Origin of the sequence: Tsuneonella sediminis, assembly GCF_051912845.1 — a bacterium.
Taxonomy (GTDB): domain Bacteria; phylum Pseudomonadota; class Alphaproteobacteria; order Sphingomonadales; family Sphingomonadaceae; genus Tsuneonella; species Tsuneonella sediminis.
Genome location: NZ_JBNCBU010000001.1, coordinates 1,245,585 through 1,266,255 on the forward strand (window position 1 = coordinate 1,245,585; position 20,671 = coordinate 1,266,255).

23 protein-coding genes and 2 tRNA genes are annotated in these 20,671 nt (G+C 64.2%); 16 read left to right on the forward strand and 9 right to left on the reverse strand.

Annotation, left to right across the window (positions count from 1 at the left end):
* The first annotated feature begins 56 nt into the window (after positions 1-56).
* The 5 genes from ACPV3N_RS06355 (at position 57) to ACPV3N_RS06375 (ending at position 2,586) form a co-directional block, all read left to right on the forward strand.
* A complete protein-coding gene (locus tag ACPV3N_RS06355; RefSeq protein ID WP_440115835.1) occupies positions 57-338 on the forward strand; it encodes a hypothetical protein in 282 nt (93 codons plus the stop codon).
* Complete coding sequence (locus ACPV3N_RS06360) at positions 335-544, forward strand: hypothetical protein (RefSeq protein WP_440115837.1); 210 nt, start codon at positions 335-337, stop codon at positions 542-544. The genes ACPV3N_RS06355 and ACPV3N_RS06360 overlap by 4 nt, the downstream gene beginning before the upstream one ends.
* Complete coding sequence (locus tag ACPV3N_RS06365; protein WP_440115839.1) at positions 541-834, forward strand: hypothetical protein; 294 nt, start codon at positions 541-543, stop codon at positions 832-834. Before ACPV3N_RS06360 ends, ACPV3N_RS06365 begins: the two co-directional genes overlap by 4 nt.
* Positions 831-2,105: an AAA family ATPase gene (locus ACPV3N_RS06370; protein WP_440115841.1), complete on the forward strand. Its 1,275-nt coding sequence runs from the start codon at positions 831-833 to the stop codon at positions 2,103-2,105. The genes ACPV3N_RS06365 and ACPV3N_RS06370 overlap by 4 nt, the downstream gene beginning before the upstream one ends.
* 124 nt (positions 2,106-2,229) lie before the next feature.
* Positions 2,230-2,586, forward strand: a complete 357-nt coding sequence (locus ACPV3N_RS06375) for a Rap1a/Tai family immunity protein (RefSeq protein ID WP_440115843.1) — start codon at positions 2,230-2,232, stop codon at positions 2,584-2,586.
* Here ACPV3N_RS06375 and ACPV3N_RS06380 read toward each other — a convergent pair.
* Positions 2,546-2,824 (reverse strand): DUF6961 family protein, encoded by a 279-nt coding sequence (locus ACPV3N_RS06380; RefSeq protein WP_440115845.1) that lies wholly within the window; start codon positions 2,822-2,824, stop codon positions 2,546-2,548. The two genes, ACPV3N_RS06375 and ACPV3N_RS06380, sit on opposite strands and share 41 nt — an antisense overlap.
* 294 nt (positions 2,825-3,118) lie before the next feature.
* Between ACPV3N_RS06380 and ACPV3N_RS06385 the strand changes: the two genes are divergently transcribed.
* Positions 3,119-3,571: an outer membrane protein gene (locus tag ACPV3N_RS06385; RefSeq protein ID WP_440115847.1), complete on the forward strand. Its 453-nt coding sequence runs from the start codon at positions 3,119-3,121 to the stop codon at positions 3,569-3,571.
* Between the two features lie 52 nt (positions 3,572-3,623).
* On the opposite strand, the gene ACPV3N_RS06390 is transcribed toward ACPV3N_RS06385, so the two are convergent.
* Both ACPV3N_RS06390 and ACPV3N_RS06395 read right to left on the reverse strand, forming a co-directional pair.
* On the reverse strand, positions 3,624-4,055 hold the full coding sequence (locus ACPV3N_RS06390; protein ID WP_440115849.1) for a thermonuclease family protein: 432 nt from the start codon (positions 4,053-4,055) through the stop codon (positions 3,624-3,626).
* 889 nt (positions 4,056-4,944) lie between these two features.
* Complete coding sequence (locus ACPV3N_RS06395; protein ID WP_440115851.1) at positions 4,945-5,457, reverse strand: hypothetical protein; 513 nt, start codon at positions 5,455-5,457, stop codon at positions 4,945-4,947.
* Positions 5,458-5,733: 276 nt separating this feature from the next.
* Here ACPV3N_RS06395 and ACPV3N_RS06400 point away from each other — a divergent pair, with 276 nt between their 5' ends.
* The 6 genes from ACPV3N_RS06400 to ACPV3N_RS06425 all read left to right on the forward strand — a co-directional run bounded on the left by ACPV3N_RS06400 (position 5,734) and on the right by ACPV3N_RS06425 (position 7,972).
* Positions 5,734-5,949, forward strand: coding sequence for a hypothetical protein (locus ACPV3N_RS06400; protein ID WP_440115853.1), 216 nt, complete (start codon positions 5,734-5,736; stop codon positions 5,947-5,949).
* Positions 5,949-6,383: a hypothetical protein gene (locus ACPV3N_RS06405; RefSeq protein ID WP_440115855.1), complete on the forward strand. Its 435-nt coding sequence runs from the start codon at positions 5,949-5,951 to the stop codon at positions 6,381-6,383. Before ACPV3N_RS06400 ends, ACPV3N_RS06405 begins: the two co-directional genes overlap by 1 nt.
* Positions 6,380-6,595 (forward strand): hypothetical protein, encoded by a 216-nt coding sequence (locus ACPV3N_RS06410; RefSeq protein ID WP_440115857.1) that lies wholly within the window; start codon positions 6,380-6,382, stop codon positions 6,593-6,595. The genes ACPV3N_RS06405 and ACPV3N_RS06410 overlap by 4 nt, the downstream gene beginning before the upstream one ends.
* Positions 6,595-6,786, forward strand: a complete 192-nt coding sequence (locus ACPV3N_RS06415) for a hypothetical protein (protein WP_440115858.1) — start codon at positions 6,595-6,597, stop codon at positions 6,784-6,786. The genes ACPV3N_RS06410 and ACPV3N_RS06415 overlap by 1 nt, the downstream gene beginning before the upstream one ends.
* A gap of 137 nt (positions 6,787-6,923) precedes the next feature.
* Complete coding sequence (locus tag ACPV3N_RS06420) at positions 6,924-7,568, forward strand: DUF433 domain-containing protein (protein ID WP_440115860.1); 645 nt, start codon at positions 6,924-6,926, stop codon at positions 7,566-7,568.
* The gene (locus tag ACPV3N_RS06425) at positions 7,568-7,972 is read left to right on the forward strand and encodes a DUF5615 family PIN-like protein (protein ID WP_440115862.1); all 405 of its coding nucleotides are present in this window, start codon (positions 7,568-7,570) and stop codon (positions 7,970-7,972) included. Before ACPV3N_RS06420 ends, ACPV3N_RS06425 begins: the two co-directional genes overlap by 1 nt.
* A gap of 19 nt (positions 7,973-7,991) precedes the next feature.
* On the opposite strand, the gene ACPV3N_RS06430 is transcribed toward ACPV3N_RS06425, so the two are convergent.
* The 3 genes from ACPV3N_RS06430 to ACPV3N_RS06440 form a co-directional block, all read right to left on the reverse strand.
* Complete coding sequence (locus ACPV3N_RS06430) at positions 7,992-8,426, reverse strand: hypothetical protein (RefSeq protein ID WP_440115864.1); 435 nt, start codon at positions 8,424-8,426, stop codon at positions 7,992-7,994.
* A gap of 96 nt (positions 8,427-8,522) precedes the next feature.
* Positions 8,523-8,598, reverse strand: a tRNA-Thr gene (locus tag ACPV3N_RS06435).
* A gap of 59 nt (positions 8,599-8,657) precedes the next feature.
* Positions 8,658-8,731 (reverse strand) — tRNA-Cys (locus ACPV3N_RS06440).
* Between the two features lie 174 nt (positions 8,732-8,905).
* On the opposite strand from ACPV3N_RS06440, the gene ACPV3N_RS06445 reads away from it, so the two are divergent.
* Together ACPV3N_RS06445 and ACPV3N_RS06450 are read left to right on the forward strand one after the other, a co-directional pair.
* Positions 8,906-9,682, forward strand: coding sequence for an acyl-CoA thioesterase (locus ACPV3N_RS06445; RefSeq protein WP_440115866.1), 777 nt, complete (start codon positions 8,906-8,908; stop codon positions 9,680-9,682).
* An 88-nt stretch (positions 9,683-9,770) separates the two neighbouring features.
* Complete coding sequence (locus ACPV3N_RS06450) at positions 9,771-11,825, forward strand: TonB-dependent receptor (RefSeq protein WP_440115868.1); 2,055 nt, start codon at positions 9,771-9,773, stop codon at positions 11,823-11,825.
* On the opposite strand, the gene ACPV3N_RS06455 is transcribed toward ACPV3N_RS06450, so the two are convergent.
* From ACPV3N_RS06455 to ACPV3N_RS06465, 3 genes are all read right to left on the reverse strand, one after another.
* Complete coding sequence (locus ACPV3N_RS06455) at positions 11,822-13,426, reverse strand: winged helix-turn-helix domain-containing protein (protein ID WP_440115870.1); 1,605 nt, start codon at positions 13,424-13,426, stop codon at positions 11,822-11,824. The genes ACPV3N_RS06450 and ACPV3N_RS06455 overlap by 4 nt on opposite strands.
* 99 nt (positions 13,427-13,525) lie before the next feature.
* Entirely contained in the window at positions 13,526-14,323 is a 798-nt protein-coding gene (locus ACPV3N_RS06460; protein WP_440117456.1) for a crotonase/enoyl-CoA hydratase family protein, read from the reverse strand.
* 68 nt (positions 14,324-14,391) lie between these two features.
* Positions 14,392-15,921: a tryptophan halogenase family protein gene (locus tag ACPV3N_RS06465; RefSeq protein ID WP_440115872.1), complete on the reverse strand. Its 1,530-nt coding sequence runs from the start codon at positions 15,919-15,921 to the stop codon at positions 14,392-14,394.
* 164 nt (positions 15,922-16,085) lie between these two features.
* Here ACPV3N_RS06465 and ACPV3N_RS06470 point away from each other — a divergent pair, with 164 nt between their 5' ends.
* Entirely contained in the window at positions 16,086-19,439 is a 3,354-nt protein-coding gene (locus tag ACPV3N_RS06470; RefSeq protein ID WP_440115874.1) for a TonB-dependent receptor, read from the forward strand.
* A 180-nt stretch (positions 19,440-19,619) separates the two neighbouring features.
* Positions 19,620-20,669, forward strand: a complete 1,050-nt coding sequence (locus tag ACPV3N_RS06475) for a LacI family DNA-binding transcriptional regulator (RefSeq protein WP_440115876.1) — start codon at positions 19,620-19,622, stop codon at positions 20,667-20,669.
* Positions 20,670-20,671: the final 2 nt, after the last annotated feature.

Sequence of the window (20,671 nt, forward strand, 5' to 3'; positions counted from 1 at the left end):
TTCGCGTCACTCACGGCGGTAACGCGCGACCTAAGCCTCGCGCATCAGGTGCGGCCATGAAAGCGCGCACCAACCTCATCCGCTTTCCAGTGCAGCCCCTGCGGGCGATCTTTCTCAAGCGCGTCCCGGGGGAGGGTGACCTCTGGCAAGGCTTCTTTGTCGGCGACAATTGGACGACAGGCTTCAGGACACCTCCGGGAACGCGCTGGCTGGTCCGTGATGCGCTCTTGAGCGTCGACGTTCGGAATGGCCTGCCCATTGTCGAGGAATACGAAATCGGGCCGCAACGCCGGTACGGCAGGCCTAGTGGCGACTGGCCAGGCGGGCATGCGGCATGAACGCGGCCCGCTATCGCAGGACGATCAAGCTGCCGAACGGCTGCACCGTGGAGTTCGATCTCAAGCTCGGATGCGGCTTCGAATGCCGATGGTCCCCGGATGTGCCGAAGGGTGCGCAAGCGAGGGCCATCATGCCCCACTACCTGCGCGAGCGGAACGCCTTCCTGGCGAGCGTCGGCGTGCCGATGATGGTGGTCGACGCATGAGCACGCCCACAGCATTTGAACGCGAAGACATTCGCACCTTCCTGCCGACGATCGGCCAGGAGGAGTATGCGCGGCGCGCGAAGCTGCGAAGCCTGCGCAATGCAGCGGCGGCAATGATCTCGGCGACCGAGAGCAACATGGCCCGGCAGCTGGCTTGGTTCGCGTCCGATTATGCGACCGAGGTACTCTACGCGCCGGCCGCTCTCGACGATCTCACCAAGTTCTGCACCCGGCCCATGCTGACAGCCATGCAAGCCGAGAAGCTCGACACGTTGGGAGCGGGGAAATGAGCGAGGTATTCACAGACGCGGACGCTCAAGCGGATCTCGCGTCACTTGAGGCTTGGGCTGCCGATTATACCGGCAGAGAATACGCCCGGATGCGCGACGAGAGCATGCTCCTGCGCCCTGGCTTCGACCCGATCTCCTGCGACACGATCGAGTCCCCAGCAGCGCACGAGGCTTTCGCTACTCTCGATCTCGCAGAGATGGCCAAGTCCAAGGCATCCCCCAAGCGGTTCGTTATCGAACGTCTGGCGCCGGCAGGTGAGGTCACCCTGTTCACCGGTCCAGGCTCGGCGGGCAAGAGCTTGCTCGCGCAACAGCTCGCCACGGCCGCAGCCGCCGGCAGGGAAACCCTCGGCTTCATGATCGAGCCGACGCCAGCGATCTACATCACTTGTGAGGACGATGCCGAACAGCTTCACTGGCGCCAGGAACACATCTGCAAAGCACTCGGTTCTCCAATGAGCGCACTGGCAGGCAAGCTGCATCTTTCGTCACTGCGGGGCAACATCGGCAGCGAACTGGCCACCTTCCCGCAGGACGGCCGCGTCCTCCCTACGACCTCATACGAGCGCCTCGTAGCGACGCTGCAGCGGACAGGCGCGCGGATCGCGTTTCTCGACAACGTGGCGCACCTGTTCGCTGGAAACGAGAACGATCGCGGCGAGGTGACCCGGTTCGTCAACCTGCTCAACCGCCTGGCATGCGAGACCGACGCCTCGATCGTTCTGCTCGGTCATCCAAACAAGGCTGGTGACAGCTACAGCGGCTCAACTGCCTGGCTGAACGCCGTGCGCTCCCATTTTTCGATCAATCACGATCCAGAGACCGATGCACGCACCCTCAACATCGGGAAAGCGAACTACGCTCAGAAAGGCGATCGGGTGCGCTTCTTCTGGCAGGATTGGGCCTTCGTCGGCGAAGACGAGTTGCCGCCCGATCGCGCGAGGGAGTTCATGGAGACGAAGCGCGCTGTCACCGACAATGAAGTATTTCTCGCCTGCCTACGAGAGCGGACACGACAGAAGCGCGCGGTCTCCGAAAAGTCCAGCAAGACGTTCGCCCCGCTCGTATTCGCGGGAATGCCGGAAGCCAAGGGCATCGGGAAGGCCAGACTGGAAAAAGCCATGGATCGGCTGTTCCGGCTCGATGCGATCGAGCGGGGCGAGTTGCCGTGGCGAGGGAGCGATCGGAAGACGGCCGTTGGGTTGCGTGAAACCGCTGCAGATATTGCGGGAAATGTTGCGGGAAATGTAGCGGAAGACACTTGCGGGTAATGCGAGAAATGGTGTCTTAAGTCGTTGATAGTTATGCGGGTGACTGCGGGCAACACACACCTATATCTATATACCGGGCGCGGCTCTTCGAGGCCGCCGCGCCCGAAAACAGGGAGCATCTGAGATGATTCAGAAGACGATGATGGCCGCTGCTGCTTTCATGATGCTGATTTTTGCTCAACCTGCGCATGCTGAAGGCACGGCGAAGGAGTTTATCGCTCTATTGGATACCGGCGGCGCGACAGGCGAAAGCGCAACCATATTTTTGGTCGGAGTAAGTATCGGCATCGGTTGGGCCGACACTGAGCTGGCTGACAGGGGACAGTCTCGTCTTGTTTGTGAACCTGAGAAGCTCGGGCTTACGCCAGATCAAACAGTCGACATCTTCAGGAGGTTTCTTGCTGAGAACAAGGATCTCGATGATCTTCCCGCTGGGCTCATTATGTTGAACGCCTTGATCGAAACCTTCCCCTGTAAATGAGCCGCCCCACCCGCCTCGTCGTAACCGTTACGCGCCCGCGCCTGAGGGATGCCCTGCCCGCGATCAGTCCCTCGTACCGCCTCGCCACCTCTCGCCAGAGCTCAACTGCTTCAGTCTTTCCGGTCAACGCGAAGGCGCCGATCTTCTCCGCGATGACGCGCGGCCCGTCCGCACCGTGCCAGAATTGGATATGGAGCGCGAGGGCGAGAGGCTCGCAGTCACGCGTCGGCGTGCTCATGCGAGGAACGACCTGGCGAGCACGACGATCCCGAGGAGCAAAGCTACTACGATGGCCCAGGCTTCGGCCTCAAGTCGGGTGGAGAGCTTCGCAAGGCGAACGATCTACAACCTGACATTTGTTAGCAGAAGCATGACTGGTCCTTTGGCGAATAACTTGGACGTGTTGCCTTCGTGCAACTATCAAACGTTATCGGATCCAGCTTCCAAGTATCCATTGCCTGTCGAACACTTCGCTTCTAGCGGCGCAGCGCCCTTGGGAGGGCAATAAGCTAGTACAACACAAGGAATTTACATGCGCTTTATGGTTATGGTGGCCGCTGCTGCCGCTACTGTTGCTGCCGTCGCAAGTCCGGCTGCCGCCAATGAGACCCGTCTCGAGGTTCGGGGCGGCATCGTGTGGTGTTGCGGTGTCTCCGACGAAACGATCGGCGTTGCCATCGGGCACGATTTCGACGTCGGCACCGGCGCATTCATCGGCGTCGAAGGCGTGGCTGACACGAACTTCGACTTTGTCGATCCGACACTGGGCGTGAATGCCCGCGTGGGCGCCAAGGTCGGCGAGACCGGCAAGGTGTTCGGCACCCTCGGCTATGCCTATGAAACCGGCTTCGACATTGACGACTGGGTCCTCGGCGCGGGCTACCAGACTGACCTGGGCGCGAACGCGCTGGTGAGCCTGCAGTACCAGCGCTACATGGACACCGATATCAACCGCGCGATTGTAGGCGTCGGTTTTCGCTTCTGATGCGGATGGGGGGTGGCGCAAGTCACCCCTCAATACCGCCAAGCCCGTTGCCTCATGGGCACCGATGCCCGCGCCAATACCTGTTCCAACGCAACGCCCAGCCGCCGCGCACCATCGCGCAGCTCAGATCCCCGCCGATAGGCGACACGCACCAGGCAGCGGTGCGACTGCCCCCGGCCGAACCGTCCGACCGGCAAGTCATCGTCGGCCCGGCGACGAGAACATGGCCCTCGCTACTTCGGCCGGCGGCCCGCCCGACCAGCCGCACGAGCGCGTCACGTGCATCTGTGGCGCTCGCAGCAGGGCAAGGCTGGCCATCCCGGCATGAGCCGTCGATTTCGCGCGCAGCGACGCCTGACAGGCGCACGCGCGGCCCTTCGGCGCACCAAATAGGACCGTCGCCATCCCACACACGAGTGGGGGTGCAGGTGAACCTCTCGCCAGCGGGGACGATGGTAGCGGCGATGAATAAAATTAATGACATATCTTGTACTTATGTTGTTGTAAGCAGATAATGCCAGGCCGATCGCGAATCTAATAGGGGATGAAGAATGCGTAATGCAGTCGCGGCGCTCATAGCTTTGAGTTTGACAGCACCCGTTTCGGCACAGGTTCACGTTAGGGGATATGTGAAGAAGGACGGGACCTACGTTGCGCCTCATGTTCGAAGTTCGCCGAACAGCTCCACGCTCGATAATTGGTCGACGAAGCCGAACGTCAATCCGTACACTGGCAAACAAGGGACAGTTGACCCGTACGCAACACCGAAGCCAACCCATAACCCCTACAGCCCGCCTCGGTCTTCAGGCTACCAGCCATACAGCCCGCCGAAACCTCCTTGCTACTTCAACTGTCCAAGGTGAGCTCACGCGATGTTCCGTGCGACGGCTGTAGCGCTTTTCCTAGTGTCCGCGACAACTGCCGCTCAGGAGCCTCGTTTTCCTGATAGCCCGTGGCTGGATTGGGTGGCCCGGAACTCACCCTACGGCTTCGACATCACACCCGACGCGACTACCTGGATCAACTTGGCGGATGTGGGGCAGCGAGAGGACTATGCGATACGGGCGCAAGACCTTCAAGCGGCCCGACAAGAGCACAACCGGAAGCCGGCCTTCTGGATGAGAGGCTATTTCAAGAACAATCCAGACGTACCTTATCGAGAATCAAAGGGGCGGTACACGATCGACTGTAAGGCTGAGACGATCTCTCGCTCCCAAATCACCTTTTTCAGGGCGAACGGCGACGTCCACTCGACCTACGGCTGGACGCCAGCGAGCTACATCGTGCCCGGAACTTACGCCGCCGAGGTCCATCGCTTGTTTTGCGTCGTGGGTGACTGACCCGATCTTCTTCAGCCTTCCCCCAGCAGCAATCTAAAGCGCGATCTCGCTCGCCGATGCCGTATAAGCCAGTTCCCAGCTTGCAGCGCCAAGTCCGCCTCCGCCGAAAGCATTTCCGGTGTATTGCTTGAACCGCATCGCCACGCCGTCCTTGCTCCAGACGGAAACCTCGCCTTGGCGTGCAAGAATGGAGCCGCCCCGCTCTCTCTGTACTGCCGGCTGACCGTATTTGGCCGAGAGTGCGGTCAGGACCTTATCGGCGCACCGGCCACCGAGCGAGCCTTTGCCCTTGACCTTCACCACGTCGACAAAGCCGCTGGCATGCTGGATCTCCACTTCAGCTTCACAGCCTTCGAGGATCACAACGTCTTCGATCTCGGTCTGCTTGGTCCCGTGCCACTTGATCTTGCCGCCCTGAGGGTACGCGGCATGAACTTCGGCGATCGACATACCGGCTTCGACTTTGTCCCAAAGGATCTGCCGATCCTTGGCGGAGATCGAGCACGAAAGGATGACAGCGAAGGCTGCAAAATTGCTGATTCGCATAAAGACCCCATTCAATGAAAGTCATCGTTTAGCATCTAACTCCTCTCCTCAAACAGGAAAGTCCGAGTGAGCGAAATTAAGCGAAGGGCGGAATGATTCCTGTCTGAGGAACCAATTGCTCAAACTGTATCGATGCGCTCAGCCGCCAACGGAAACACAGCCCTGATCGTTGATCGACCAGAAACTGACTAGGTGTTTGGAGCAACGGCCGCCTAATCCGCACAGTACCGCTTGCGCGCCAGTGCGGCCCACAACATCGGCGAAAGGATACCGCCGATGCAACGCATGCCGGAAGACGATCTGGTCAGGTGCCGCGCCTCAGATCGCCTGCTCGCCGCGCTCTCGCAGAACGCCGATGAAAAGAGTGTAACTGTCCTCATCACGTTCCCCGGCTGGGGGAAGGCGCCTGCCGGTGGCGCGCGGGATGCCGACGTTTTCAATCCTGCGCTCGTCCCGGCGCCACCTCCTGGCATTGCTCTGGAAGGTGCCTGATGGGCAAGGCTCCGAACAATGACGGCCGCAAATCGGATGGCACTTTTGCGCAGGGTAACTCGCTCGGCGGCAATCGCAAGGGTTCCCGCCATCGGACCACGCTTGCGGTCGAGGCCCTGCTTGAAGGCGAGCACGAAGCCCTAACGCGCAAGGCTATTGAGCTCGCGCTCAAGGGTGATGGCCCTGCGCTACGCCTCTGCCTCGACCGCATTGCCCCGCCCCGGAAGGACGCACCGATCGCGTTTCCGCTTCGGCCCATCAAATCTGCCAGCGATGCTGTGGAAGCCGGCTCCGAGGTGTTGGCCGCGGTGGCCTATGGTTCGATCACGCCGGACGAAGCCGGGCGCGTCATGGCGCTGTTGTCGGCGCACAAGACAATGGTCACGGCAAGCGAGCTTGAAGCCCGGATCGAAGCGCTGGAGGCGAAGCGGTGAAGACACTGGAGCAAAGGGTGCGTCTGCTTGAGGCGGCCCAGCCAGCCTTGAGCGAGATGGTCCTCGACGTGGCGGCCCTATCGGATGCGGAAGTCGCGGAGATTGACGCGGCCCTCGCTGCTTACGCGCGGACTGGCGTGGCGGGCATGACCGATGAAGAGTTGCGGTGCATCGCCGACGCTCCGCTCATACTGAAAGAAGGGAAGGCCTGATGCGCGGAATCGAATCGCTGGACCGGCGCGTGCGGAAACTAGAAGGGCCGACCAACTTCCCCGGCGTCGTATGCATTCTTGTGCGCGATGGCGATGATCCCGAGGCGCTTTGCGCTGAATGGGAGGCTCGCAACGGTCCGTTCGGTGCGCGGGTACCCGTGCTGGTCAATCTTGTTGACTCGAAGATCTAGCTGCTCAGCGGCCGTGATTATGGGCCGACCAACGCAAGCACGGTGGGTGGCAAGAGATGGTGATCGATTGCTCTAGGGCCGAAATGTCGCGTACATTGTCATTGAATTGGCCTCGCCGATACCGCAAACAGCCGCGCATGTCGGATGAAGGCTTTCGCGCGATCGGCGCTTTCAGCGCAGAGCAAGCGCAGAGGCTATCCGGTGTGAGCTTGGGTCAGTTGCGTAGCTGGCATCGGAACGGATTTCTTCCAGCCTCTTTTGCCGATCAGGCGAGCAAAGCTCCGTTCTCCCGCATCTATTCCTTTAAGGACATTGTCACCCTCCGCGTCCTGCACCAGCTGCGAAACGTTCACGAGGTGAGTATGCCCGAACTGAAAAAGGTGGCTGTCGCGCTATCGGATCTTGGCGATGATCGGTGGACTAGCTTTCGTTTCTGGGTCCACAATAGAAAGGTCGTCTTCGCCGAACCAGATACTAGGCGCCGGCGCGAGATCACCAGCAAGCAATACATTGCCGAGATGGGTGTCGATGTTGAAGTGACAAGCGCTCACCGGGCGCTCACTGAAATGAACCGCCGCGGCGGGTCGTCAGGCCACGTCTCCAGAGCGAAATTCGTACAACATCGCGCACCGGTAGTAGCTGGAACTCGCGTCCCGGTGGAAGCGATCAAGCAATTCGCGGCCGAAGGCTTTAGTGTGGCGGACATTAAGCGAGAGTATCCCTCTCTGAGCGCGCGAGACATCCGCGTGGCGCTCGGCTTTGAAGGGAATCAAGCCGCGTAATGGCGGTCAGACCGCCGATACCGTTTCTAACTGATGAAGACGTGCCCGATTCGGTTGGGAGGGTTCTCGAAGAACGCGGTCACGTCGTTCGACGGGTGCGCGATGAGATGGTCACAGGCTCGGCAGATGCGGTCGTTGCTGCCGCTGCTCGGGAAAGCGGATTCGTACTCGTCACGCACAATTATCGCGACTTTCGACGCATCGCGCGCGAGCACCTTCACTCGACCAATGCAAAGGTCGATCGTCTTTGCCGTGTTGAACTCGAATGCGGGCAGCCTCAGGCTGCCAGTCGCGTTCGGGATGAGATTGATCTTATCGAGCGAGAATTTCTCAGACGCGATCCGGAAAGCAAAGCGGGCATCCGGATTAGCATTACGAGGACTGGCTTTCGGGTAGTCAGATGATCGATGGTTGCAAACCAAATCATCCGCTGGGGTCGGAGTCCCACAGAAATACCCTCGTGTGGTCGAAAACAGAGTTGCACTGAGGGCATTTGACGCCCCGACCGTTGTCGGTCGTCGTGATGAGCAGTCCATCTACCTCGTCACAGCGAGAACAGAATGGCCTTCCCTGTGGCTCGCCCATTCGCACATGTGATTCGAGGTACCGCATGCCGCCCCTTTCGACCGTGTTTACGCGCTTCCGAGCGGCTTCCTGAAGCTGTTGGATCGTACGATCCTTGGCGTCCACCTCCTCTTTCGCTTCCTGAAGTGCGACCTTCACGTCGAGCAGTTTGTCCATCAGGTCCACAACCTGACCCTTCAGTAAGACAGCGTCATAATCGCGACCAACCTGACGCATAGCCTTGGCAATCTCGATGGCGCCAGTTGCCGCGCCGATTCCTGCTGCAATATCCATCGGAGATCGTTCCCGTGCTAGCCAGGTGATTGCTACAGCCAGATTTAAGCGCCCCCGCCAGAATTCGATTAGGGCGCTAAATGACTGAAAAATCAGTGGTGCCGCTTACAGGACTCGAACCTGTGACCCCATCATTACGAATGATGTGCTCTACCAACTGAGCTAAAGCGGCACTCCGGCGCCCCTAGCCGCGACATTGCGTTGCCGCAATCCGCGAAAAGGTGGCGGAATTGGAGGCCCGAGCCGGAATCGAACCGGCGTGCAAGGATTTGCAGTCCTCTGCGTAACCACTCCGCCATCGGGCCTCGCCCTGCCTCGGGCACGCGGCCCGGACGAGGAAGCGGCCCCCTAGCGCCTTGCTCGGCGCATGGCAATCGCCCGCGCGCGGTCCCGCGCCATTGTTCGAGCGCCGTACGCAATTGCAACGCGCAACGCCGGCGGCTGGACGCGGCCGCGCGGAGTGCTATCAACCAGCCCCGATGCGTTTTGCCACTCTCGTCGACGCGGTTCCCGCCGACAATAGCCCGATAATCCTGCCTGGTGCCGAGCGCTGGATGCAGGGCCGCACGTTGTTCGGCGGCGCTTCGGCCGCGCTCGCGCTCGTCGCCGCGCGCAAGGCGCTGCCCGACCTCCCGCCGTTTCGCGCAGCACAGGTGGGATTTGTCGCGCCCGTCGGCGAGAATTTGAATTTCGCGGTCACGACGATACGCCGGGGACGCAACGTCACCCAGGTGCGCAGCGACATCGCGTGCGACGGCAAGCTCGCACTGACTTCGCTGATGCTGTTCGGCGACGAGCGCGAGCCGAATGCGCTGCACCCCGCGGGCAAGGCCGATCCCTGGCCCGGCCCGCCCGAGGAGAACGACGACGTCGGGTTGAACAATCCGAACTATTTCACCTCGAACCTCGAGATTCGCCGCGCGCAGGAGGAACAGGGGCCGGGCAAGCCGCTGGTGCGCCGATGGGTCCGCCTGAAGGACCGCGAGGGGCTGGACCCGGTCGTCGAGGCGATCGTCCTCGGCGACGCCCTACCCCCGGGGTCGATGCGGGCGATGCGGCGGCAGGGGCCGCTGTCGTCGATCAACTGGAGCTTCAACCTGCTCGACCCCGCGGCGAGGACCCGCGACGGATGGTTCCTTGCCGAGGCCGCCAGCGATCACGCCGACCACGGCTACTCGTCCGAGCGACTGCGGCTGTGGAATTACGACGGCGAGCAAGTGCTCGCCGGAATGCAGGCGGCGGCGATCTTCGGCTGACCGGCACCGCCGGGACACGGTTCATCAGGTCGCTTCCCCAAACGATTGATCCGGTGCATCTTCTCCCGGGATAAACGGGGGGCCGGGGATGGTGCTCGACTTGCTTGCCGCTGCGTCGATGGGGGTTGGCGACCCGCTGCCCGATGCACCGGCCGAACCCGGGCAAACCCCCGCCGGGGACATCATCGTCACCGGTGAGCGGGTGCCGCGCACCATCCGCGAAACATCCTCGAGCGTGGTCGTCCTGAGCGACGAGGCGATCGAGGCGTCCGGCGCCGACCGGCTCGACCAGGCGCTCCAGCTGGTGCCGAACATCCAGGCGGGTTCGGGCGAGGAGGGCGCGGCGATTCGGGGACTGGATTCGACCGGCGTGCTGCGCAACCTGTTTGCCTTCCTCGGCGGAACGCGCCCGCGGGTAACGGTTCAGGTCGACGGCCGCCCGGTCACCTATTACGAATACGTGGCGAGCAGCGCGCCGCTGTGGGACCTCGACCGGATCGAGGTCTGGCGCAGTCCGCAAACCACCACCCAGGGGCGCAACTCGGTCGCCGGCGCGATCTTCATCGAAACCGCCGATCCGACCTTCAACTGGGAAGGCCGCGCGCGCGCCATCGCCGGCGGGCTCGGCACACGCCAGGTGTCGGCCATGGTATCGGGCCCCATCGCGGCCGGCCAGGTCGCCCTGCGAGTGATCGGCGACCTCCACCGGGGCCGGATGGCGAGCGAGATGGTGGACGCCATCACCGGCGCCGACATCGACCGCGACGACTACGGCATCCTGCGCGCCAAGCTGTTGATCACCCCTGCCGCACTTCCCGGCACGCGGATCGAGACAACCTATGTCCATACCCGGTCGCAAGCTCCGCAGTTCGAAGCCGTGCGCCGGCCCTTCGAACTGCGGCGCGACGCGGTGGCCGAGCGCACCAACGGTATTCACCGGGTCAACGTCGATTCGATCACCGCTCGGCTTCACCACGACGCGGGGGCGGCGCTGACCTCGGACGTGACGCTGTCGTTCGGCGATGCGCAGATCCGGCGGTTCGGCCTGCCGGGCCTTGGCCAGACCTCGGTCGATTCGCATGACTACGCGGCCGAAGGGATCGTCCGCTGGGCTGCACCGGGCCAACCTCTCACGCTGCTCGGCGGGATCAATCGCATCGCAACCCGCCAGGGGCAGACGATCGACATCAGCGGGCTCGGGCTCGGCTCCGGTGCATTCCGCGACACCCAGACGAGCCTCGGGGTGTTCGGCGAGGCGACCTGGCGGCCGGTATCGCCGCTGGCGATCACAGCGGGGCTGCGGTTCCAGACCGATCGCCAGCGACGAGCCGGGCAGGTCGGCAACCCGCCGGCGGGCCTCGCGCTCGATTACGACGGCCAGTTCGACAGTTGGCTGCCAAAGGTCTCGCTCGCCTACGACATCGCGCCCGGCACCACTTTCGGCGTGCTCATCCAGCGCGCCTACAATCCCGGCGGCACCTCGATCAGCCTGCTGCGCCGGGCGCAGGACGATTTCAGGGCGGAAACGATGTGGAACCGGGAGGTCTTCGCCCGCCACTTGTTCGCGGGCGGGCGCGGTCTCGTCGCGGCAAACCTTTTTCACAATGCGATACGCGATGCGCAGCGCCAACAGGTCGTCGCGATCCAGCTACCCAATGGGCCGCCGCTGTTCGTGCCCGAATTCGAAAACGCGCCGCGCGCGCGATCGCAGGGATTCGAACTCGAGGCCTCCTTCCGCGCGGGTGAGCGGCTGTCGCTTCGCGGCGGCCTGGGCTTGCTGAGAACCAGGGTGATTGAAACGCTGCTCGCGCGCGACCCTACCCTCGGAAAGAAATTCCAGCGTTCGCCCAACGTCAGCGCCGCAGGGTCGGCCGACTGGCGCCCGGTCGAGCCGCTGCGGCTCTCGGCCACGGTGCGCTACCACAGCGCCTATTTCAGCGACGATGCGAACACCCCCGCACTCGCGATTCCGGCGGCGACCGTCGTGGACGCGCGCGGGTCCTGGACCCTGGGCCGCGCAAGCGTGTTCGGCTATGCCCGCAACCTCTTCGACGAGTTCGAACTGACCTACCTGTTCGACCCGCAATTCGGGTCCGCCTCCGACCCGCGCGAGATCGGTATCGGCATCGAGGCGCGGTTCTAGGCCCTTGCGGCGCGGAGGAAATCGGGCGCGACCCCGCGCTGGTCCCAATACCGGACGAGCCCCATCCGCTCCATAAGAGGCATGAACCGCGAGTCACGCTGCATCGGCCGGGCCATCGGCGTGAACAGCATGTTCGTCTTTCGCCGTCGCTGGTCGGGCACGAACGGCTGTCCGGGGCGCCACGACATCGCCGGAATCAGGGGGCCCTGTTCCAGGTAATAGGCCTCGCTCACCTCGAACGCGCGATCGACCGCGCCGATCAGGTTGAGGAGCATGATCGCGTTGACGACCGCGGCGACCGACTGCCCCACGCCCCCGATGATCCGCCCCGCCGCTGCTTCGATTTCGCCGGGCGCGCGGCTGCGGGCAGCGGCCAGCGCGGCGCCGAGGGTATCGACCAGGGGCGGTGGAAGCGGCGGCCGCCCGGCAGCATCCGCGGCCTGTGCCGCCGCCCGGTCGAGCCGCCCCGTTCCCGCGAGTACCCAGAGCTTGGCGAACCACAGCCCGGGATGGCGGGGCCAAGCCTGCAAACCCTCGGTCGCGACCCGGTCGGCCTCGGCGATGCGGTCGAGAAACCACAGCGCGTAGACCAGGCGAAACTGCAGGTTCGGGTTCGACGATCCGCGCGACGCGAAGGCCAGGCGGTCGCGTGCCGATTCCCGCATCCGGCCGACCGCACCGAGAAAGAAACTGCGCGAATCGAGTGTGGCGAGGTGGTCGGGATGCCGCACGAGGATGGCGTCGAACCGTTTCTCGGCGGCGAGCCAGTCACCGTAGTAGGGCAGCGAGAGCGCCAGTGCGGCCTCGGCATCGGCGTTGCCCGGCGCGAGGCGCAGCGCGCGGCCGGCAGCGGTGGCGACCTTTTCGATCGGAAAGCGCGTCCGATCGACGGCATGCTCGTCGACGAGGGCGACCGCCAGCGCGAGTAGGCCCCAGATCCTCCCGTCGCCGGGCGCCGCCTGGGCAGCCTTTTCGAGCGTGGCGATTGCCCGCAGGTGCGCCTCGGGAGTGCCCGCTTCGAGGTCGGCGCGCGCGTCCGCGACAAGCGCGGCAGCCGGATCGGGTGCGAGCGCGCTGGCAAGCCATGCGCCCCCGCCAGCGACCGCCGCGAGCGTCAGGCCGCCGCCCACCAGCATGCGCCGCGACACCCGCGTTTCGGGCGCTGGAAGCGCAGCAGATACCTGCCGGGCGAGCGGCTGCAATTCGCCGCCCTCGTCGTGGAGCAGGCGGTAACCAATCCGCGGGATGGTCTCGACCCCGAAACCGCCATCGGTCTCGCGCGCGGCCCGGCGTACTTCGGATATCGCGCGGTTGACCGCGTCGTCGCCCACGATCTGTCCGTTCCAGCAAATCCGGATGAGATCCTCGCGGGTCAGCACATTGCCGCCGGCTTCCCTCAGTGCCACCAGCACCTGCATGACGCGCGGCTCGATGGTGGTCGTCCCGCCGGGGCCGGCGACGGTCCTGACCGAAGGGCGGACGGTCGCGTTTCCGAGCCGGAAGTCCTCGTGACGGGCGAGATCGGGCGGACCAGGCCGGCCGGCAGAAGCTGGCGGCCGCCGATAGGGCAGGCCGCCAGCGAAGAAACTGCTCTCGTTCATGTCACCTCACGGCTTTCGCTGCGGGATTAGACGAGCCCAGAATACATTACTTGGGAAATTGCGACAGCCGCCGCGCTGTTTTTCCGCGCGGGCACTGTTTCAAACGTCCTCGTACCGCGCCTTGCGCTTCTCCATGCCCGCCATCACCGCTTCCATCTGGTTCCTCGAGCGAAGGAGTTTATGCTGCTCGAGGCTTTCGTCCATGAGCAGGTCGGCAGTCGACTTGTCGGGCATGGCGTTGGCGAGCCGCTTTGCACCGCGGATCGCGTGCGGGCTGCGATCGGCGATTGTCGCGGCGATCGCGGTCGCGCGGGCGTGCGGATCCGGGTCGACATGAGTGGCAAGGCCGATCGCCTGCGCTTCCTCGCCGCTGAACTCGCGATTGGTATAGGTCAGTTCGCGCAGCACGTCGTCGCGTATCAGCCCGCGCCACAGCGCGTACCCTCCCATGTCCGGCACGAGGCCCCACCGCATCTCCATGATCGCCATGCGAGTGTCGGGGGCGACGACGCGAATGTCGGCCCCGCTCGCGATCTGCAGGCCGCCGCCGAAGCACACGCCGTGGATCGCGGCGATCACCGGCACCGGCAGCTTGCGCCATTGCATCGCGACCTGCTGCGCCTTGTTGGCGTTGCCGTAGGTGCGCTCGGTCAAGGGCGGTTCCTCGGAGCGATCGCGGCCGAAGCTGGACAGATCGAGCCCGGCGCAGAAAGCCCGCCCCGTGCCCGAGAGGACCACGGCGCGCAGACCCTTCATGTCGTGCAGCGTCTGTCCGGCCTCGATCAGCCGCTCGAACATCTCGCCGTCGAGCGCGTTCATCTTGTCGGCACGCAGTAGCCTGACCTGCGCGACGCCATCGTCACCCAGTTCGATCCCGATCCTGTTGTTTTCGCGCATCCCGATCGCCGTTCCGTTGCTGCCTGCCGAAGCGGCACCGTTGCGCAAGCGCGGCAGCCTGTCCAGCACTACGCGGCGACGGGCACCGGGTCGGGCGCGGGGCAATAGCGCTTCAGGTAGTCGACGTGCGACGGCATCCGGTCGACGACGAAGCGGACGGACCGTTCGATCCCGTCGAGTTCGGTCTTGAGGTCGGGCGCTGAAATGCGATCGGCCATGGGATTGTGGCCCTTCATCCCGATCCCCTGACCCATCATCACCGCGGCCCAGCTGGTCTCGGTAAACAGTTCGTCCTCTTCGCGGAAGATCTGGCCGTTGAGGCGGAACAGCTCGACCTTCTCGGCGAGCGAATCGGGTATTTCCATCGTCCGGACGTAGTTCCAGAACCCGGAATCGTCGCGCGCGGTGGCGTTGTAGTGGAGGACAAGGAAATCGCGGATGCGCAGGTATTCCTTGATCGTGAAGCGGTTGAACGCGTCTTCCTGCGCCTGGCTGATCCCCTCGAGCGAGAGCAGCGCGATCAGCTTGTTTACGCCGGTATTGATCAGATGGATCGACGTCGATTCGAGCGGTTCCATGAACCCGGCGGCAAGGCCGAGGGCAACCACGTTCCGGTTCCAGAACTTCTTGCGCCGGCCGGTGACGAACCGCAGGAAGTTGGGTTCCGCCTGCGGCTTGCCGGCAAGGTTCTTGACGAGGATGTCGTGCGCCTCGTCGTCGGCCATGTATTCGCTGCAGTAGACGTGGCCGTTGCCGTTGCGGTGCTGGAGCGGCACGCACCATTGCCAGCCCGCCGAATGGGCTGTGGCGCGAGTGAACGGTGCGGGCGGCGAGCCGTCCTCGCGCGCGCAGGGAAGCGCCACCGCGCGGTCGCACGGAAGCAGATGGCGCCAGTCCTCGTAGCCGGTGCCGAGCGCCTGTTCGATCAGCAGGCCGCGAAAGCCCGAACAGTCGATGAACAGATCGCCCTCGACCGCTCGCCCGTCGTCCATCGTGACCGAGGTGACGAAACCGCTCTCGCCGTCGAGCGCAACGTCGACAACCCGCCCCTCGCGCCGCACCACACCCTTGCCTTCGGCGTAACCCCGCAGGAACTTCGCATACCGCGTCGCGTCGATGTGGTAGGCGTAGTTCACCGGCGGATATTCGCCCGAACGGTTGTAGTCCTCGGTGCGGGCAAACTTGCCGAAGAAGGCGGCCATCGTCTCGATGTTGAAGGCCTGGATCGGCCGGCGGTCCCCCGCTGCGCGAGCCCGGTGCCAGTGCTGATGGAAGCCGACCCCGTCGATGGGATACCCATACGCGCCGAAGGGATGGATGTAGCTGTCGCCCTGCTTGCCCCAGTTGACGAACTGGATGCCCAGCTTGAAGCTGGCCTGGGTCGCCGCCATCATCTCGCGCTCGTCGATGTCGAGCAGCTGGTTGAACTCGACGAACGGGGGGATCGTCGCCTCGCCGACGCCGACCGTCCCGATCATCTCCGATTCGATCAGCGTGATGTCGAGATCGTTCCCTTCGCGCAGTCGCGACAGCGCGGCGGCGGCCATCCAGCCGGCGGTGCCACCCCCGACGATCACGATATGGCGTATCGGCTGCACGCGTCTCTCCCTTCGCCCGCTCGGTCACATCTGTGGCACGGCCTATTGGCGTTGCCAAATGTGAACGTTCATTATTTGCTTGTGAACGTTCACGCAATGGCATATTCAGTTTGCCGAGCGGGACGCGAATCCCGCCGGACAGCTATTGATCTTGGGAGGATCGCTTGATTCGTCGTCACCGCTCCAGCACGGCCGCTAGCCGGCTCCTCGCTCTCTCGACCGCGTCGAGCCTTGCGCTCGTGGCCGCTCAGCCCGCGTGGGCGCAGGACGCGACAAACGATCCCGCGGCAACGACCGAGGAAACCGACGAGAGTGATGAAGACGCCATCGTCGTCACCGGCTTCCGCGCCTCGCTGCAGAACGCGCAGAACATCAAGGAAAACGCCGACACCTTCGTCGACGTGATCACTGCCGAGGACATCGGCGCGCTGCCCGACCGCTCGGTTGCAGAGGCGCTCCAGCGCGTGCCCGGCGTCAACATCGGCCGGTTCGAGAAGACGTCGGACCCCGACCGCTTCTCGGTCGAGGGCACGGGCGTCATCATCCGTGGCCTGCCGTTCGTGCGGTCCGAACTCAACGGACGCGACATCTTCTCGGCCAACGGCGGCCGCTCGCTGAGCTTCGAGGACGTCTCGCCGGAACTCCTGGGCCGGGTCGAGGTGTTCAAGAACGTGACCGCCGACATGATCGACGGCGGCATCGCGGGTACGGTAAATCTCGTCACCCGCAAACCGCTCGACAAACGCGGCTTCAGCCTCGCGGGGTCGGTCGAGGCCAACTACGGCGACCTTCGCAAGGAGTGGACCGGTGGCTTCTCCCTCCTCGGTTCGAACACTTTCGAGACCGAAGGCGGGACGATCGGCGTCCAGCTCGGCTACACCACTTCCAAGCTCCAGACGCGCACCGACGCGACGCAGCTAACCGATCCCTGCTACAGGGCGTCCACGCTCAACAGCGGGTGCTTGCGCGTGGTTTCGGTCACCTCGGACGGAATCGTCGGTGCGCCAAACTTTGACGAGACAAACTTTCCGCCCGCTGGAACCGTGGTCGCACCCAAGGGCGCCGGCGTCCGCACGACGGATCTCAATCGCGATCGCGAAGCCTGGTCTGCCGCCCTCCAGTACGAGGACCCCACCGGCGACTTCCTGATGACGTTCGAGTGGCTGCGATCCGAGACCCAGTTCTTCACCGACGAGTACGCGATCCTTGCACAGGTCAACGACGACAACTTCTTCCCCGTCCCCCGTGCAGGAAGCACCTGGCAGTTCGACGAGAACGGCATCTTCCAGAGCGGGGTGCTGACCCAGAGCCCGGGAAACAATGCGGCCAATCCCTTTGGCCGCGGTGGTATCCCGATGGAAACGCTGCGCTTCCAGCGCGGCACCAACTCGGTCACCCAGGACTTCTCGTTCGACGCGAAATGGCAGGCCACCGATCGCCTGCGCTTCAACTTCGAGGCGCAACGCATCAAGTCCGACCTCAGGCGCGATTCGGTCATCGGCGCGATGAACAGCTGGGCCGACATCGCGATCGACGTGACCGGCAAGACCCCGCAGGTCGAGTTCCTTGCGCCGCAAGGTTCGCCTGCGGACTATTTCACCAGCGGATTTTACACCTACTACTGGTTCCTGCTCGACAGCCTCGAGCGCAACGAGGGCGAACTCGACAGCCTGCGCTTCGATGCCGAGTACGACATCAGCGACACCGGCTTCATCAAGAGCGTGCGGATCGGCGGCCGTTGGGCCGACCGCGACCGGACAACGCGCGACACGGCCTTCAGCACCTGGGGCAACCTGTCGGCACCGTGGGCGGGCCGCGCGGGCTGCCTTCCGTGGGGCGAGGGTCCCAACTGCCGTCCGGGTGCGCCTGGCACGGTCCGCTACGATTGGGGTGCACCTGGATTCACCCCCGGCCGATTCTTTGCCAATGTCGGGACCAACCCCGATGGCACGCTGCAACCGTCCAACGAATTCGGCATCGGCGGCGGCGCCTATATCAGCGACTTCCCGAATTTCGCCCAGGTCCGCAATCCGTTCGCCGGGAACTTCCAGCGCGGCAACTCGCCGACCCCGCTGCCCAACGGGGCCGCGTTCTTCTTCGGCGGCGACGATTTCCTCGGCGAGTATCTCTCGGGTGAATCAAAGCGCCAGGCGCAGGCCATCAACGCCTTTTCGGCGACCCCCAATCCGTTCTTCGGCGTGCGGGGGCGGTCGTTCCAGCAGATCGACGGCAAGGTCGTTGCGTGCGATCCGTTCTGCCCGCCGGAAATCTCGACCGTGGGGGAAATCACCAAGTCGGCTTACGGCCGTGTGGATTTCGGCCACGATTTCGCGGGCGGCCAGACGCTGACCGGCAACGTCGGGGTCCGCTACGTCCAGACCCGGGTCGAGACCTCGGGCCTGATCGGCTTTCCCAACGGTTTCTTCTTCGACAACGGTCCGGCGGGTAACCGTGACGGCAGGGTGCAGGTCGCCGAGATCGTCGCATCGTGCAACCAGACACCGCCGGGCCAGACCCGACCGGGCTACTGCGGCCTCTCGACCGCGCGGCAGCAGGAGTTCGCCGCGGCGTTCACCGGCGAGTTCCTGATCGACGACCGCGACATCACGTTCGATCACTGGCTGCCGAGCTTCAACGCGAAGCTCGATGTCGGCGGCGGGCTGCTCTTCCGCGCGGCGGTCTCGAAAGGTATCTCGCGTCCCGACCTGCAGCTGTTCACCTCGGGCGGCGCGATCAGCGACAATACGAACGACCTGCGCCAGGAAGGCACGCTGGAAACAGGGCCGCTGTTCCAGTTGTTCACCGGCAACCGCAACGTTCGTCCGATCGAATCGTGGAACTACGATTTCTCGGTCGAATGGTACTTCGACCGGGTGGGCTCGCTCACCGCGTCGGCGTTCCTCAAGGACATCAAGGGCATCGTCAACGGCGGCGTCGACCTGGTGCCCTACACCAGCCCCGGCGGCACGACGCTGAACGTCGAGGTCAACGGGCCGGTCAACGGGTCGGCGGGAACGCTCAAGGGCATCGAGCTCGCGTACCAGCAGACGTACGATTTCCTGCCCGGTCTGCTGAGCGGCCTCGGAACGCAGCTAACCTACACCTACGTCGACGGCGGCGACTTCAGCAACACGCAGGTCGGCGGCGCACGGCGCAGCTCGTTTGCCGCGCAGCAGCCGCTGGCGGGCATCTCCGAGCACACCGTCAACGCGGTCGTGTTCTACGAGAAGGGTCCGGTGTCCGCGCGTGCCGCCTACAACTGGCGTTCGGACTTTCTGATCACCCCGCGCGACGACATCTTCCCGTTCTCGCCGATCTGGCAGGAATCGGGCGGCCAGCTCGACGCCTCGCTGTTCTACACGGTGAACGAGCACCTCAAGGTCGGCGTGCAGGGGGTCAACCTGCTCGACCAGGTCACAAGGACGAGCCAGGTGATCGATTTCGACGGCAACCGGGTGATCCGCTCGGCCTTCCGGAACGACCGGCGCTACACGTTCCTCGCCCGCTTCAACTTCTGAAGACGGCGGACAACGAAAGCGGGCCCGGATGCAACCTGTCCGGGCCCGCCGAACCGACCACGTCGATTTCCCGTCCGCGCCTTGCGTTTGGCGAGGCACAGGCACTAGTAACGCCGCGACGCAACCGGTCGCGGGCCGGCCGACCCGTGCGGTGTCGATGATTTGGGGAACCACCTGACAATGGCACGTCGCCGCCAGGCCGTTACCATCAAGCACGTTGCCGCCGACGCGGGAGTGTCGCTCCAGACCGTCAGCCGCGTGATCAACAAGGAGCCGAGCGTCCGCCCGGAAATGCAGGAGCGGGTGCAGGCCTCGATCGACAGGCTTGGCTACGTGCCGTCGATCGCCGCACAGCGGATGAGCGGCTCGCGTTCGTACCTCATCCTCGCGATCAACGACCGGGAACGCACGATCGCCGACTGGCAGGCGCGGCAAGGTACGGACTGGGTCGACCAGATGCTGCTGGGCGGGATGCTCAAGTGCGCCGAGCACGGCTACCGGATGATCTTCGAGCTCGTCGACACCCACGACGATCACGTCGAGCGCGAGCTGGCCGCGGCGATCGCGGCGCTGCAGCCCGACGGGATCATCCTGACCCCGCCCCACTCCGACAACCCGCGGATCGTCGAGTTTCTCGGCAGGCAGAAGCTTCCCTTCGTTCGGATCGGCTCGCATGGCCCGGGACCCGGCATCCTGTTGACCATGGGCGACCGGAAGATGGCCGCGGACGCCACGCGCCACCTGATCGAGCGAGGGCACAGGCGCATCGGGTTCATCGCCGGTTCCTCCGAATATCGCCTGAGCGCGCGCCGGGTCGACGGATGGAAGACCGCCATGATCGAGGCGGGGTTGCCCACCGACGGGCTGCTGGCCGAAGGCGATTTCAGCTTCGCATCGGGCGAGCGCGCGGCTTCCCGACTGCTCGACCGACCAGATCCCCCGACCGCAATCATCGCCAGCAACGACCAGATGGCACTCGCCACGCTTGAGCACGCCCGGTCCCGGGGATTGTCCGTGCCGCAGGACGTGTCGCTGGTCAGCTTCGACAACACGCCGCTGGTGCATTTTACCCAACCCCCGCTGACTGCGGTCGATCAACCCATCGCCGAAACGGTTTCACGCGCGGTCGATCTGATTATCCAGGCACAGAAGGGCGAACCGCTCCCCGAAGGAGTGACCACGGTAAACGGGTCGCTTGCCGAGCGCGCCTCGGTCGCGGCACCCGGCTGACC

Excerpts from the sequence above, each read along its gene's own strand:
- ACPV3N_RS06355 (WP_440115835.1), top strand. The coding sequence starts at position 57 with ATGAAAGCGCGCACCAACCTCATCCGCTTTCCAGTGCAGCCCCTGCGG.
- ACPV3N_RS06360 (WP_440115837.1), top strand. The coding sequence starts at position 335 with ATGAACGCGGCCCGCTATCGCAGGACGATCAAGCTGCCGAACGGCTGC.
- ACPV3N_RS06365 (WP_440115839.1), top strand. The coding sequence starts at position 541 with ATGAGCACGCCCACAGCATTTGAACGCGAAGACATTCGCACCTTCCTG.
- ACPV3N_RS06370 (WP_440115841.1), top strand. The coding sequence starts at position 831 with ATGAGCGAGGTATTCACAGACGCGGACGCTCAAGCGGATCTCGCGTCA.
- ACPV3N_RS06375 (WP_440115843.1), top strand. The coding sequence starts at position 2,230 with ATGATTCAGAAGACGATGATGGCCGCTGCTGCTTTCATGATGCTGATT.
- ACPV3N_RS06380 (WP_440115845.1), bottom strand. The coding sequence starts at position 2,824 with ATGAGCACGCCGACGCGTGACTGCGAGCCTCTCGCCCTCGCGCTCCAT.
- ACPV3N_RS06385 (WP_440115847.1), top strand. The coding sequence starts at position 3,119 with ATGCGCTTTATGGTTATGGTGGCCGCTGCTGCCGCTACTGTTGCTGCC.
- ACPV3N_RS06390 (WP_440115849.1), bottom strand. The coding sequence starts at position 4,055 with ATGTCATTAATTTTATTCATCGCCGCTACCATCGTCCCCGCTGGCGAG.
- ACPV3N_RS06395 (WP_440115851.1), bottom strand. The coding sequence starts at position 5,457 with ATGCGAATCAGCAATTTTGCAGCCTTCGCTGTCATCCTTTCGTGCTCG.
- ACPV3N_RS06400 (WP_440115853.1), top strand. The coding sequence starts at position 5,734 with ATGCAACGCATGCCGGAAGACGATCTGGTCAGGTGCCGCGCCTCAGAT.
- ACPV3N_RS06405 (WP_440115855.1), top strand. The coding sequence starts at position 5,949 with ATGGGCAAGGCTCCGAACAATGACGGCCGCAAATCGGATGGCACTTTT.
- ACPV3N_RS06415 (WP_440115858.1), top strand. The coding sequence starts at position 6,595 with ATGCGCGGAATCGAATCGCTGGACCGGCGCGTGCGGAAACTAGAAGGG.
- ACPV3N_RS06420 (WP_440115860.1), top strand. The coding sequence starts at position 6,924 with ATGTCGGATGAAGGCTTTCGCGCGATCGGCGCTTTCAGCGCAGAGCAA.
- ACPV3N_RS06425 (WP_440115862.1), top strand. The coding sequence starts at position 7,568 with ATGGCGGTCAGACCGCCGATACCGTTTCTAACTGATGAAGACGTGCCC.
- ACPV3N_RS06430 (WP_440115864.1), bottom strand. The coding sequence starts at position 8,426 with ATGGATATTGCAGCAGGAATCGGCGCGGCAACTGGCGCCATCGAGATT.
- ACPV3N_RS06445 (WP_440115866.1), top strand. The coding sequence starts at position 8,906 with ATGCGTTTTGCCACTCTCGTCGACGCGGTTCCCGCCGACAATAGCCCG.
- ACPV3N_RS06450 (WP_440115868.1), top strand. The coding sequence starts at position 9,771 with ATGGTGCTCGACTTGCTTGCCGCTGCGTCGATGGGGGTTGGCGACCCG.
- ACPV3N_RS06455 (WP_440115870.1), bottom strand. The coding sequence starts at position 13,426 with ATGAACGAGAGCAGTTTCTTCGCTGGCGGCCTGCCCTATCGGCGGCCG.
- ACPV3N_RS06460 (WP_440117456.1), bottom strand. The coding sequence starts at position 14,323 with ATGCGCGAAAACAACAGGATCGGGATCGAACTGGGTGACGATGGCGTC.
- ACPV3N_RS06475 (WP_440115876.1), top strand. The coding sequence starts at position 19,620 with ATGGCACGTCGCCGCCAGGCCGTTACCATCAAGCACGTTGCCGCCGAC.